This is a genomic window from Bacillus tuaregi, from assembly GCF_900104575.1.
GTDB lineage: Bacteria > Bacillota > Bacilli > Bacillales > Cytobacillaceae > Bacillus_BD > Bacillus_BD tuaregi.
In genome coordinates this window covers 576,643-591,250 of the sequence record NZ_LT629731.1, presented here as the reverse complement: position 1 = coordinate 591,250, position 14,608 = coordinate 576,643, and the positions used below count along the sequence as shown (strand labels likewise).

Here is a 14,608-nt window from a genome sequence, read left to right as displayed (position 1 = left end):
CGCAACACTCTGATTTCCTTTTTTTCGGTCGCTTATGAGCCTTTAAACTACCTTAACCCACCAATTTCCTCTTTTTCGGTCGCTTATCAACCCTTTACGCTACCGCAACCCTCCGTTTTCCTCTTTTTCGGTCGCCTATAAGCCTTATACACTACCGAAACACGCTGATTTCCTCTTTTTCGGTCGCTTATGAGCCTTATACACTACCAAAACACGCTGATTTCCTCTTTTTCGGTCGCCTATAAGCCTTATACACTACCGCAACCCTCTGATTTCCTCTTTTTCGGTCGCCTATAAGCCTTATACACTACCGAAACCCACCAATTTCCTCTTTTTCGGTCGCCTATAAGCCTTATACACTACCGAAAAACACTGATTTCCTCTTTTTCGGTCGCCTATCAACCCTTTACGCTACCGTAACCCACTGCTCCCATCTTTTTCAGTAGCCTATCAACTTCTTTCGCTACCCAACCTCCCCCAAAACAAAAAAAAGGACACCAATTGGTGATGTCCTTTACCTTTGTTTATGTTCGATAACGAAGCTGCAGTCTGCTAGGTCTTGTTTCTTCCGCAGCTTTACTTGAAATTTCCTGAGTAGGGTGGTGAGCTGTTTTCGTTCCTCGTTCTCCATGATAAAGGAGATGCCGTAGGATTGGATGAAGTCGTCTATTTCCTTTCGCCAGACGACGGTACCGTATAAATCTAGCTTTTGTCCGAGAATCATTGTCGAAAACTGCAGGATCATATCAGAGCGGACCGGTAGCTTGACGTTTGTTTCGATACGGAGGCCGCCTGGGCCAATGTCCAGGATTAATATTTTCGTCGAGCCGAGCTTGACCTTTTCTCCATCAATCACAGATATCGTCATTTCTCCGCTTAAAGGATATTTCGTCTCGATTCTCATAAAGCCTCGGCGATTATCATAGTCAGCCGGCATCGTATTGCTGATCAGCTTTGGATGACAGACGCCCACCTTGAGCAGCAATCCAAAATCCTCATCCACTAACGGCTTGCTGTACAGGTAGCCTTGTATTTCATCGCAATCAAGATTCTCGAGGAAGCTTAGCTGCTCAATGGTTTCGACGCCCTCAGCAACAATGCGGATATTGAGTTTTTTCGCCAGCTGCACAATGGCGGCGACAATATCGGTACTGTCATTGTCTTCTGGAATCCCCTTAATAAAGGAGCGATCAATTTTCAAAATGTCTGCCTGCAGCTTTTTCAAATAACCAAGCGAAGAGTAGCCTGTCCCAAAATCGTCAATCGCAATTCCGATGCCCATCTTCTTCAGCCTCGAGATTTTGCCAAGTATAATCGCTTCGTTTTCCATGAGAATTGATTCCGTAATCTCAATCTCCAGCCGGTTCGGCTCGAGCTCTGTACAATGCAGGACCCTTTCAATCGTCTGTATGATATCTGTTTGCAGGAATTGGAGCACAGAGAAGTTGACGGATACCTTGATTGGCGCCAAGCCAGTTTCCTGCCATCTTTTTAGCTGCTGACACGCCTTGAGGAGCACAATTTCTCCAAGCTGACCAATTAAGCCATTTTTTTCCGCTAAGGATATAAATTCAAAGGGCCCGACAATTCCCCATTTTGGATGATTCCAGCGCACCAGCGCCTCGGCGGCAATGATTTTATTCGTGCGGACATCAACTCTAGGCTGGAAGCTGACGAAAAACTCATTATTTTTCAAGGCCCGCCGTAAATCATTCGTAAGGGTAAAGCGCTTGTACGAGACAATGTTCAGCTTAGATGAGAAAACTTGATATTTATTGGGTCCATTTTCATTTGCCTGATGAACGGCAGAATAAGCATTTTTCATTAAGGCCTGCACCGTTTGGCCGCTTTCAGGGTAAAAGCTGATGCCAATATTAGCGGTCAGGAACAGCTCATATTCATGAATAAAAAACGGCTGCTCAAATAAATGGAGAATGTCTTCGGATATTTTATCAATGTCCGAATCCGCATAATCTGGCAGTAAAATCGTGAACTCGACTCCATCGAAACGAGAAACGATTCCCTTATCACCAACAAATTTCTTCAGTCGTATAGCCGCTTTTTGCAGGAGCTGATCACCGAGCTGCGAGCCTAAGGTATCATTGACAAACTTCATCCCATGCAGGTCGAGAAGCAAGAGGGAAAACTTCGTCCCATTTTCCTTTGCCTGCTCCAGCTCCTTTTGCAGGAGCGTTTCAAATAGATTTTTGTTCGGCAGCTTCGTTAAGAAATCGTAATTGGCCATCTCAAAAATCTTTTGCTCTGCTAATTTATTTTCCGTAATATCCCTTAGATTGACAGAGATAGCCTTTACCGCCGGGTCTGTGAGTAAATTGGTCAGCACGACCTCACAAAAATGCAAACTGCCATCCTTGTCCACTACACGGACCTCTGACTTTCTTTTGCTAAAAGGAACGCGCAAAATCGTACCCAGCAGCTTCTCTGCCTTTGCCCGGTCCTCCTCCGGTAAAAAGTCAAATGCGCTCACTCCCATGATTTCCTGAATCGGACCTGTGTTCATTTTAACGGCATTCGGGCTGATGTATTCGACTACACCCTGTTCATTTAATAAAATAATGATGTCGTAGGAGTGCTCAACCAGTGAACGAAAGCGTCTTTCACTTAGCTTAATGATTTCATTCCGCTTTTGAATTTCCGCTTCCATGAGTTTTTTATCCGTTATATCAGAGCGAATTCCAATATATTGATAAGGTCTGCCGTGTTCATCTAAATAGGGCACAATCGTCGCACCTCCCCACCAGATGGTGCCGTCCTTCGCCATATTACAGACCTCTCCCTTCCACACCTTGCCCTTCGAAATGGTCTGCCATAAATTTTCGAATACCTCCTTCGGATGGTGGCCTGACTTAACAATCCGATGATTTTGACCGATTAATTCCTTTCGATCGTATTTGGAGATTTCGACAAATTTATCGTTAACATAAATGAGATCGCCATTCACATCGGTAATCGAAACCGTTGCGGCTTGATCTAAGGCATATTTGAGATCCTCAAGCTCCTTGCAGGTTTTGACTAATTGAAAATCCGCCTGTACCTGTTCGGTAATGTCCTGTACCTTGACAATGGTTCCCTGGGGGTTCTCGGAATGGCAGGAAATCAGCTTTAAGTAAATTACACCGTCCCCCTTCCTTTTTCCTCTCAGCTGCGGATGATTGTTTGACACATACTCCGACCCTGTTCTGATCAGTAAAGCATCCTGTGTATGAAATAAATCGAACAATGACTTTGTAGCCAATTCTTCCTGATTATAGCCAAACATCGATTGAAAATGGATGTTCGACCATACCGTGCTTCCGGAGGAATCAAAAATATAAATCCCAATTTTCAGCTCATCAATTAACTGATGATAATCACGATCTTTAATCAATTCATTAATATCAAGGGATTCATTCAGCAAGGATAAAATCTCCTTTCTATTAGAATGATTTATATAAAGCAGGAGGTAAGCTCCAATAAATGAGTATAAATATCTACAAAATAACAATAGTACATTTATGATAAAAGTCCTATGATTTTTGTAATAAATTCTAAAAATTGTCACATTTTATAGGCAAAAAAAAAAAGACAACAGACTAAGCCGTTGTCGAATGATATCTATAATTGAATAAGTGCAATGGATTCATTTATACCTCTTATTTACACATTCTCAAAGAAGGAATGTTTGTCTTCGATCATAAAGCTGCAGTTGGACAGGAGGTCTTTTTCCTGGAGCTTTATTTGGAGGTGGTTGAGTAGGCTGGTTAGGTGCTTTCTGGCATCGTCATTTATGATTAAGCTGATTCCATAGAGCTGGTCATGGTCGTCGATTTCCTTTCTCCATACAACCTTCCCCTGCAATTCCAGTTTGCCTCCCAGGATATTGGTAGAGAATTTTAAGATCATATCGGATCGGACCGGCAGCTTGACGGTTGTCTCTACTTTTAAGCCGCCGGGGCCGATATCCAAAATGAGTATTTTAGTCGAGCCTAGGTTCACCTTTTTACCATCAAACACAGAAATCGTCATATCCCCGCACAGAGGGTATTTCAGGTTGATTCTAAAATATTCTCTCCTATTTTGGAAATGACTTTGTAATTCCTGAGCCTTTTCTATAGGCAGGCAGACTCCAACCTTCAATAAGGCTTCAAATTTCTCTACTTCCAGTGGTTTACTATATAAATAGCCTTGGATTTCTTCACAATGTAATTTTTTCAGAAAGCGCAGCTGCTCTTCTGTTTCAACCCCTTCCGCTACAAAGTGAAGCTTTAGCTTTTTGGAAAGTTGAATTACGGCTGAAACAATATCAATACTATCTGCATCCTCAGGTATTCCCTTAATAAAGGAACGATCAATTTTGATGACATCCGCCTGCATTTTTTTCAAATAGCCTAAGGAAGAAAAGCCTGTCCCGAAATCATCGATGGCAATCCAGATTCCCATCCTTTTTAATTGAGCAATCTTTTCCAAAATCATGGCTTCATTTTCCATAAAGACAGATTCGGTTATTTCAATTTCAAGCCATTTCGCCTCTATTCCGGTTCGCTCTAATACAGCTTCGACCATCTCGATGACATCCGTTTGTAGGAATTGCAAAACGGAAAAGTTAACCGATACCTTAATAGGCGGTAGTCCCATATCCTGCCACTTTTTCATTTGCTGACAGGCGCCCAACAGCACAATTTCTCCTAAAGCACCGATTAAGCCACTTTTCTCTGCTAAAGAAATGAATTCCTTAGGTGAAACAATGCCCCACTTCGGATGATTCCAACGAATCAATGCTTCAGCACCAATAATTCGATTGCTCTTTACTTCAATTCGAGGCTGAAAATCTATAAAGAATTCGTTGTTTTTGACAGCTTTGCGCAAATCGTTATTCAACGTAAATCTTTTATAGGTGTGAATATCCATCTTTTCGGAATAAATTTGATAGTTATTAGGACCACTCTCATTGGCCTGGTGCAGGGCCGAGTAGGCATGCTGCATTAAGCTAGGGACAGATTCCCCGCTATCCGGATAAATACTCACACCAATATTAACCGTGAAAAATAATTCATACTCACGAATCAAAAACGGCTGTTCAAATAAATGAATGATATCTTTAGACATTCTTCTAATCACATGATTGGCCATATTAGGCAGTAAAATATTAAATTCAGAGCCGCCGTAACGTGAGACAATTCCCATCTCGCCAATGAACTCCTGCAGTCTTTTAGCTGCCTCTTGCAGCAGAAGGTCACCCATATGGGCACCTAATGTATTATTGACGAACCTAAGACCGTGGAAGTCGAGCACCACCAAGGAAAATTTCCGTTCAATCTCCTTTGCATGCTCAAGCTCTTTTTTGACAATACTCCTGAATAGCTGAGAGTTTGGCAGCTTTGTCAGAAAATCGTAATTGGACATTTCAAAAATCTGTTTCTCGTGCTTCTTCTTTTCTGTAATGTCTCGTATATTCACTTTGATGGCCTTGACGGCTGGATTATCCAATAAATTAATCATAATCAGTTCACCCATACGGATGCTGCTTTTATCCCTGAAACGAACCTCAATCGAGTGTTTCCTCTGCGTTTTTTTCACAACAGCTTCAAAGTAATCCTTTACAAGCGGAAAATCATCGTGATGAACAAAATCAAATCCTGATTTACCAAGAATATCATGCATATTGGTTTCAATAATGTTCTCAAAATTGGGGCTTATATACTCAACGATGCCTTGTGCGTTTAACAAGGCGATCAAGTCATTGGAATGCTCGACAAGTGAGCGAAACCGATTTTCACTCAGCTGGATTTGCTCATTCGTCTTTTTGATTTTTTCCTGCATCGCTTTCTTATCGGTTATGTCTGAGCGAATCCCGATATATTGATAGGGCTTCCCCTCTTCATCCAACAAGGGAACAATGGTGGCATCGCCCCACCAGTGCGATCCGTCCTTCGCCCTGTTACAAACCTCGCCACTCCATACCTTGCCGCTTGAAATGGTCCTCCACAGCTTTTCAAAATCCTCCTTTGAATGGTAATCAGATTTGACAATCCGATGATTTTGCCCAATTAACTCGCTGCGGTCATATTGAGAGGTTTCACAAAATTTATCATTTACATAGAAAATTTTACCATTGGCATCCGTAATAGATACCGTTGCCGATTGGTCTAAAGCGTATTTGAAGTCCTCTAGCTCCTTGTAGGTTTTGGATAATTGATAGTCAGATAGCTTTTGCTCAGTAATGTCCACTACCTTCACAATCGTTCCTAATCCAGCTTTTTTTATACAGGAAAGAAGCTCTAAATACAGGATATGCTGGGACCCTCTTCTTTTACCTAAAAGGGTATAATTTCCCTGCTTTCCTTTTTCAAGAAGAACCTGGGCGTCCTGTGTTGAAAATAAATCATATAAGGTTGTGGATTTCAATTGTTCCAATGAATATCCCATCATCGATTGAAAATATTGATTCCCCCATAATGATTCGCCGCTATCATCAAAAAGATAAACACCCATTTTCAACTCATCTATAAGTGTATAAATCTCGTTTTCTTGAACTAAATCCTTTATATCGAGGGATTCATTTGCCAAGTAAATTACCTCCCCTTTTATGCCCATGAACCAGCCTGATTTTCGTTCATCTATAGTTGGATTGCAGTTAGTACGCGCAATCGTTATATTCCTATATAGTCCAGTCTATATCGTTATATCCTCTTTTTACCAACCCTTACTTTCTACTGAAATTCGTTTATTATCATGGTAGAATGAATAGAGAAGAATGAAAAGATAACTAAAGTATATAATGAGCACAACTAAAGACCTATGAAAAAGGTCACTCACGTTCAAAAATTCCCATTAAATCGAATAATCAAATTCACCCCTCGAATTTGCTGAATGAAGTTAAAAAACAACAACAGGCTGTTGTTGTTTTTTATTGTATCTATTCAATTCTAAATGACGTTATTTTTCTCTCCGGATAAAACGAATACCATAGCACTGCCGGTCATCATCCAATTCCTTTCGCCAAACAACCTTTCCATACTGGTCTAGCTTGGTTCCGAGCAGGGTTGTGGAAAAGCGTAAAATCATATCCGAGCGTACTGGCAATTTTTCTACCGTTTCCATTCTAAGCCCGCCGGGACTAATATCTAAAATGCGAATCCCTGTTGCCCCAAGACTGACCTCTTCACCGCCCATTTCCGTGATGGTCATTTCACCGCTAAGCGGGTAGGTTAGCTTTATCCGTAAATGCTCTCTTCGATTTTCCACAGAATCCGCATGCAAGATTTGCTCCGGATGACAAATTCCTTCTTTTAACAGCAGCTCAAATTGATCAACACGAAGCGGTTTACTAAATAGGTAGCCTTGAATCTCATCACATTTTAGCCTTTTAAGCGTGGCTAGCTGCTCAGAAGAATCAACACCCTCAGCGACAATTCTCATCTTAAATTTCTTGGCAAGCTGAAGAATCGCTGCCACGATATCGATACTATCCCTGTCATCGGGGATTCCTTTAATAAAGGAGCGATCGATTTTGATAATATCTGCCTTCAGCTTTCTCAAATAACTTAATGAGGAGTAGCCTGTACCAAAGTCATCGATTGCAATGCTAATGCCCATCCGGCTTAATTTAGAAATTTTATCTAAAATCACCGCTTCATTTTCCATGAGGACGGACTCGGTAATTTCGATTTCTAGCCATTTGGCCTCTAAGCTCGTCTGCTTTAACACATCCTCGACCATTTGGATCACATCTCGCTGCAAAAATTGGAGAATCGAAAAATTCACTGAAACCTTTACAGGCTCAAGCCCCTTCTCCTGCCATTCTTTCACATGCTGACAGGCCCGATTGAGGACAAACTCGCCTAAAGAACCAATTAGTCCGCTCTTCTCCGCTAATGGAATAAATTCATTCGGCGATACCATGCCCCATTTCGGATGCTCCCAGCGAATTAACGCTTCTGCGGCAATGATTCGATGGGTTTTCGCCTCTACTCTTGGCTGAAAATATACCAAGAACTCCTGATTTTTTAAGGCCATTTGTAAATCATGAAAAAGTGAGAATCGTTTATAGGTTTTAATATTCATATTAGAAGAATAGACTTCATACGTATTGGGACCGGTTTCATTTGCATGATGAAGGGCAGAATATGCATTTCTGATGATAGTGTGTACCGTACCACCGCTTTCCGGATACAGGCTGATTCCAAGGTTAACAGTGAGTGATAACTCATAGCCTTGAATGATAAAGGGTTGCTCAAACAGGCTAATCAAGTCAGTCGCCATTTGTCCAACAGTACCATTTCTCATCTGAGGAAGTAAAATCGGAAAATAGACACCTTCAAAGCGAGCCACTATCCCCTTATTCTTGACGAATTCCTGTAGCCTTTTAGACGCCTCTTTTAATAAAAGATCACCGATGGATTGAGTCAATGTTTCATTAACAAATTCCAGCCCATGCAGCTGAATGACCATGAGGGCAAATGTACCACCTTTATTTTCAGTCAGATACAGCTCCTTACTGACTAGTGATTCAAAAAATGGTTTATTAGGTAATCTCGTAAGGAAATCATGATTCGATATATCAAATAGCTTCTCCAATGCGAGCCTATTTTGCGTGATATCTTTAATATAAACCGCAATGCCCTGAAAATCCGGGTCGGTAAGAAAATTCATGAACAGCATTTCACAGTGGATATAGGCTCCATCATCATCATCGATAATGCGAAGAACCGCCTTTTCAGAAGCGTCTGACTTATTTTCTAAACGGATGAAAATCTCCTTTGCCTTCTCCCGATCATCCTGATGTAAATAATCAAATAAATTTCGTCCTTGTAGTCTATAGAATGGTCCTCCTGCCGCCGCTTCATCATTGAGGCTATAGTGCTTAATGACCCCCTCATGAGTCAACAACATATTGACGTCATAGGTCCGCTGAATAACGGTTTTAAATCTCATTTCGTTTAGCCTTAGCTGCTCGGATACCTGCTTGAGCTCCTTCTCAAGCTTCAACCATTCCGTTTTTAATTCGTCGATTAGGTTAGGTAGTTCAGTTGCTCGAGCATAGCCTTTATAGTCCTCCGATTTACGGTCCAAGTGCATCACCACCTCTCATAGATTGATCAAATTCGCCCGTCGAATTTGCGTCCGGATTTTTATCGAGCTCGCTCGATAAACTACCTTTAAAAAAATCCGTGACATCCGCCGGAGGCTTAACTTCATTCAGCCGGGGTTTGAACCCCCACTGAATCGAAGTACAGTTTGCATTCATCCCCCACTTGTAGAAGTGGAGGACTTCTGCTGAATGAAGTTAAACAATAAGCAGCGAATGAATAGCTCTAAGTTAACAATATACCTTTCTATGGAAAAATACCTATTATAATTACTTCATTTCTATAAAATGTCACAAATTTTAGAATAAAAGAAGAAAACAACAGGTGAGGCTGTTGTTTAAGAATTAGGGCAGAAATTATTTCTTATTTTTGACTCTTTCATGATGTAGGAATTGGATCTCTTTTCTAATCTTAACCAGTGGGGTGGAGTCTTAGTGAGCTTGGGAACCGGCACAATGGTCATCCTAGTCATCCTGTTTTTTCACTGCCAGATAGGTCCGTTGTCTCTCCCTCTCCTTCAATTCCTGCTTGCGGGTTTCTTCTTTTTCAAAAAGAGAAAGCTCCGTCCTAAGCTCCTTTGCACAGCTATCACAAAGCTTGCCGGATTGAATAATTTTCCCGCATTTTTCACAAGGATAGCCTAGGTTTGGGAATTGAGTCTGCTGGAAACGACCATTCTTAATGAATTTCAAGAGCAGATCTTCCTCAACCCCTGTTGCATCAATAATCTGCTTGATGGTGGCGGCACGATTTTCACGCTTACGCATAAATTTGTAGATGATTTCATACTGCTTTTCTTCCTCTTTATAGCAGGCCTCGCATACATCGCGAAATTTACTTTTTATCATAATTTTGCCGCATTTTGGGCAATTGTCTATATCAGGCATCATACACGTAATTCTCCTTTATAAAAGTGTGTCTATTTACATTGTTATTACTACTATTATAAAGGATTTTTCCCAACTTTCGTTCATTTTTATGATAATAGTCGGGGGAAATTTGGCTTACATCATGTAGATGGAGATCCTTCGATTACCCTCTCGCAATCGTGATGGAGCTGATGGAGGCAGCTCCGTGAACGGTTAGAACCTTTGCTGCGTGTCTGAGCGTGGAGCCTGTTGTGTAGACATCATCGATAAGGATGATGTTTTTCCCTTGAACAGTAGGAATCAGTTGGGGTTGCTCGCTTCCCTCCCCAACTGGAATCGTTTGCTCTGTCAGCTGAAATACCTGCTCGGCATGGATACGCTCGCTGCGCGATTTCTTGGACTGTTTCTCACCGTGTATCCGGGTTAGAATATGAGCGGCAGGCAGTCCTGCTTCCTTAAGAAGTGCCTCTGCTTGATTAAAGCCGCGCTCCTGCAAACGCTCGGGACTTAACGGAATGGGGACGAGCAAATCATAGGATTGCCCTGCCAGCTTTTGCAGCAGCTGCTCTGTAAAAAGCCTTGCCAAAATATAATCCCCACGAAATTTATAGCGGGCAAGGACTTCCTGGAGAAAAGCATTATAGTGATAAATGGAATGATTCTTCTTCAAGCAGCCCTTCCATTTGGGCTCCTCCTCCCAACGGACACAGTCGTTACAGCAATCCCCCACAATAAAGCGAGACTCTAGCTGCTCAAGTGGGCGACCACAAATCCGGCAGGTTTCCCCTCTGATTTCTTCCCATCTTTCCTTGCAGGAGGGACAGATGGTTTGTACTTTCACGGTAGCAATCAGATCGTTCCAGCCCATTTGCGGGATGATTTCGCTAAAACAAACGAGACAATAATCGCGCATTCAGCATCAGTCCTTTTTTTATAGAATGGTTGAAAGCCTTTAATCATCAATTAATTTCCTCCCCCTTGCTTCCTTATTCATCTGGATAATTTGTCTACGGGCCTTCACCATCGCATCGGTTTTTCCATAATGGAAAAAGGTAATATCACCGCTTGGAAAATCAGCGCTGCGACCGACACGGCCGGCAATTTGGACGAGGGCGCTTTCGGTAAAAATCCGATCCTCGGCACCGATGACGGCTACATCAAGCTTTGGGAAGGTAACCCCTCGTTCTAGAATGGTCGTCGTAAGTAAAATCAGAATCTCCTTATTCCGCATCCTTTGGACCTTTTCCTTTCGCTCTGGGTCTTCTGCATGTACCGCCTCGATGGCGGGGTGGATATTTTTTAAAACGGGAAGGATTTTTTCCATTAATTCAATACGGGGGAAAAAGAGGAGCACCTGTTGGTTTTCATCCAGGCGTTTCGTCATCCAGCGGAGGACATTACCCGGCAGCTTCCCCTTTTTCAAGGGCTTCTGCCAGTTTCCACACCAAACAAAGCGCGGTACCGGCAGGGAATAGCGATGAAAGCGGGCTGGAATCGTGACGTAGTCTCTTTTGCCGGTCTTACATTCCTTGCGCCATTTTTCATTGGGAGTCGCGGTTAAATAGATAATAGAAGAAACTGGCTTACGCGCCTGCTCTACCGCATATTGAAGGGACTCCTCGACAGAATAGGGAAAGGCATCCACCTCATCGAGTACGACGACATCAAATGCCTGGTAGAAGCGGAACAGCTGGTGGGTGGTCGCGATGGTGAGCGGGGCATATAGATGACGGTCCTCACTGCCGCCGTAAAGGGACGCAACGGGAATATCAGGAAACACCTTTTTCAAGCGCGGCGAAAGCTCCAATACGACATCCGTTCTCGGCGTTGCTAGACAAACTCGTTTCCCCTCCATTAGCGCGGTATTGATTCCCTGGAACAGCACCTCTGTTTTCCCTGCTCCACACACAGCCCAAACGAGGAGGGAGTCGGTTTTATGGACTGCAGCAACGACGGCTGAAGACGCTACTCCTTGACCGGCTGACAGGTTGCCTGCCCATTGTAGCGGTGGAGCGGTTATGTCAATCGGGATAGGAGGACCTGTCCAGGAGATAAGTGGGCTGCAGGTGCTCGTTCTGCCCATCATGATACATTTACGGCAATAGGTACAGGTTTCCCGGCAGCGCGCACATGGAAAGGACGCAAAGAGGTGTTTTTGCTGGTTCCCACAGCGAACACAGGTCAGTTTATTTTTTTCGATTTCAATGCTTTTTCGGTAGGTGAGATAGCCATTTTCATAATGACGATGGATGTCCTGTAAGGGGAAGGGGATATCATCGAGAAGGAGCTGTTTTCCGGAAAGCAGCTTTTGCAAATCATTGCTGTAGGAAAAATGAGGGTTGAGCTTCGGCGGTGGCGGTAGGCTTTCGATTTGCGAGATGGGGATGGGATTATGGAGCTGTGCTTGCTCGGGTGCTAGTAGCTGTTCAGGGATTAGCATTCCATTTTGACAGGAGAATTTCATGAGTACACCTCATTTTTATTAGGGATTGAATTGGAGTGGATGATTGATATGACTTTGAACGTTGGGTGGATATAGCTTTATTGATGAGAAACGAGAAGGATTTTGCTTGCTGCTTTTAGCGGTTGTGAAGCGTTCAGAGGGTGCCTCTGAATGCTAGTGGTCATAGGGCTGCGAAGCTTTCGAAAGGTGCTTCTGAATCGTAATGCTGTGAGGATGCGAAGCTTTCGAAAGGTGCTTCTGAATCGTAATGCTGTGGGGATGCGAAGCTTTCGGAAAGTGCTTTTGAATCGTAATGCTGTGAGGATGCGAAGCTTTCGGAACCAGCTTTTGAATAGTCGATGCTCTTGTTTGACAAGGCGTTTGTAGTTCAACGCCACTCTAATTTAGAATGGCGCTGATGTTTATTTTTTGTACCAGCCAAGACCTAGTGCACCTTCTCCGAGATGTGTTCCGATGACGGCACCGAAATAGCTGAACATAAAGTCGACGTTTGGAAACATCTCCTCGAGCTCCGCCTTCCAGGCTAGTGCTTCCTCTTTACAGTTTCCATGAATGACAGCCGCTTGGTAGGCAGCGCCGTCGCTGACATCTTCCTTCATCAGCTCCACAATTCGTTTGATGGCTTTTTTGCGGGTACGGATTTTTTCAAAGGGGACAATGACTTTGTTTTCAAAATGAAGCAGCGGTTTCACCTGAAGTAATCCGCCAATTAAGGCTTGGGCGCTTGAAAGACGGCCGCCGCGCTGCAGGTGGGAAAGGTCATCAACCATAAAATAAGCTCGCGATGTTTTCTTCATTTCCTCCAAACGAGTCATAATCGTTTGTGGTGATTCGCCTTCCGCAGCCATTTTTGCCGCTTCAATCGCAAAAAAGCCTTGTGGCAGGCAGGCAATTTCTGAGTCGAAGGAATAGACGTCAATCCCTTCCACCATCTCCCCCGCCGTAATCGAGCCCTGGAACGTCCCACTAATTCCACTTGAAAGATGGACACTGATGACCGCATCATAGTCCTTCGCTAAAGCTTCGAATAGCTCAACAAAGCTGCCAATAGCCGGCATCGAGGTCTTCGGTAGCTCGCGATTCTTGACCTCCTCGTAGAACTGCTCAGCAGACAGCTCGATTTCCTCCAGGTAGGATTCGTCGCCAAAAATAATATTCAAGGGGATCATGTGTATATTTAATTCCTCGACCAATTCTTTCGGAAGATAGGCCGTACTATCACATACAACTGCTGTTTTCATAAAAGGGATACCTTCCTTAATGATGATTTTATGGTATGTAGAGGTCGTTTGTTCAGAGGGCTGACTGTTTGACTACGTGGTCATTGGGTGCTTACTGCAGGCAGGTACGCTCCATAGCCTATAGCGGTATGAATTCTCCAATGATCAGGAAACCCTCTCAACCTTTACTATTTGTCTAAATACCATTTTATATGAAAACAGTTCAAATTGCATTAGTTAAAGTTGACTTCGAATTCATGTTTTGCCAGCGTTATTTTTACCTTAAGCAAAGGAGGATTCAACTATTAACTTCATTCAGCAAATGCTTTTTGTACCGAAAGCTTGCGACAGGTACAGAAGTCCTCCACTTCTACAAGTGGGGGGTGAATGCAAATGGTACTTCGATTCAGTGGGGGTTCAAACCCCGGCTGAATGAAGTTAAGCCTCCGGCGGATGTCACGGATTTTTTAAAGGTAGTTTACCCTAGCGAGCTCAGGTAATCCGGACGCAAATTCGACGGGCGAATTTGATCTCTTGAAAAAGAAAAACCCCCAGAAGTTACGGGACTGTCATGGGAAGTGCTTAAACACCAGTCAATTGAGGATGCTTTGTATTCTGGTCCGCCTGGCAACGAACCGCACGTCTATCTAATTCATTGCGCAGTATTTCAATAAAATCTTCCTCAAGCCCCTTATTGACAGCCAAATAATAGGTTTTTAACAGCTCTTCATATGTCAAAATGGCCAGTGAATTCATTTTGATCACCTCTTCACGATGTTTCTTACTATAGATGTACCAATTTGAGCTGGTTATGTAAAGGAATCCTGAGATTATTCACGTTTTTTTCGGAAATAGGAAATTATTTTTTTAAAATAGGTGCAAAGGACTTATTTATTACTTTATTTCCTTTATAAACGGATATTTTTCGATAAAAAAGCAGTGTTCCATTTAACTCCTGTCAACATA

Annotated in this window: 8 protein-coding genes; all 8 read right to left on the bottom strand. The window is 42.9% G+C overall.

All coding sequences use genetic code 11. The annotated features are described in order from the left end of the window. Positions 1–514: 514 nt before the first annotated feature. Positions 515–3,418: an EAL domain-containing protein gene (locus BQ5321_RS05140; RefSeq protein ID WP_159433403.1), complete on the bottom strand. Its 2,904-nt coding sequence runs from the start codon at positions 3,416–3,418 to the stop codon at positions 515–517. Between the two features lie 239 nt (positions 3,419–3,657). Next, the gene (locus BQ5321_RS05135) at positions 3,658–6,567 is read right to left on the bottom strand and encodes an EAL domain-containing protein (protein WP_071393501.1); all 2,910 of its coding nucleotides are present in this window, start codon (positions 6,565–6,567) and stop codon (positions 3,658–3,660) included. 369 nt (positions 6,568–6,936) lie between these two features. Next, entirely contained in the window at positions 6,937–9,072 is a 2,136-nt protein-coding gene (locus tag BQ5321_RS05130; RefSeq protein ID WP_071393500.1) for an EAL domain-containing protein, read from the bottom strand. Positions 9,073–9,553: 481 nt separating this feature from the next. Then, positions 9,554–9,979: a TIGR03826 family flagellar region protein gene (locus BQ5321_RS05120; RefSeq protein WP_315970080.1), complete on the bottom strand. Its 426-nt coding sequence runs from the start codon at positions 9,977–9,979 to the stop codon at positions 9,554–9,556. 142 nt (positions 9,980–10,121) lie between these two features. Then, complete coding sequence (locus BQ5321_RS05115) at positions 10,122–10,871, bottom strand: ComF family protein (protein ID WP_071393498.1); 750 nt, start codon at positions 10,869–10,871, stop codon at positions 10,122–10,124. Between the two features lie 39 nt (positions 10,872–10,910). Further along, positions 10,911–12,422, bottom strand: a complete 1,512-nt coding sequence (locus BQ5321_RS05110; protein ID WP_071393497.1) for an ATP-dependent helicase ComFA — start codon at positions 12,420–12,422, stop codon at positions 10,911–10,913. Between the two features lie 401 nt (positions 12,423–12,823). After that, positions 12,824–13,663, bottom strand: a complete 840-nt coding sequence (locus BQ5321_RS05105; RefSeq protein WP_071393496.1) for a DegV family protein — start codon at positions 13,661–13,663, stop codon at positions 12,824–12,826. A gap of 561 nt (positions 13,664–14,224) precedes the next feature. Then, entirely contained in the window at positions 14,225–14,398 is a 174-nt protein-coding gene (gene sda, locus BQ5321_RS23625; RefSeq protein ID WP_084786652.1) for a sporulation histidine kinase inhibitor Sda, read from the bottom strand. Positions 14,399–14,608: the final 210 nt, after the last annotated feature.

Coding starts and splice junctions, on each gene's coding strand:
- BQ5321_RS05110 (WP_071393497.1), bottom strand. CDS start 12,422: ATGAAATTCTCCTGTCAAAATGGAATGCTAATCCCTGAACAGCTACTA.
- sda (WP_084786652.1), bottom strand. CDS start 14,398: ATGAATTCACTGGCCATTTTGACATATGAAGAGCTGTTAAAAACCTAT.
- BQ5321_RS05120 (WP_315970080.1), bottom strand. CDS start 9,979: ATGATGCCTGATATAGACAATTGCCCAAAATGCGGCAAAATTATGATA.
- BQ5321_RS05105 (WP_071393496.1), bottom strand. CDS start 13,663: ATGAAAACAGCAGTTGTATGTGATAGTACGGCCTATCTTCCGAAAGAA.
- BQ5321_RS05115 (WP_071393498.1), bottom strand. CDS start 10,871: ATGCGCGATTATTGTCTCGTTTGTTTTAGCGAAATCATCCCGCAAATG.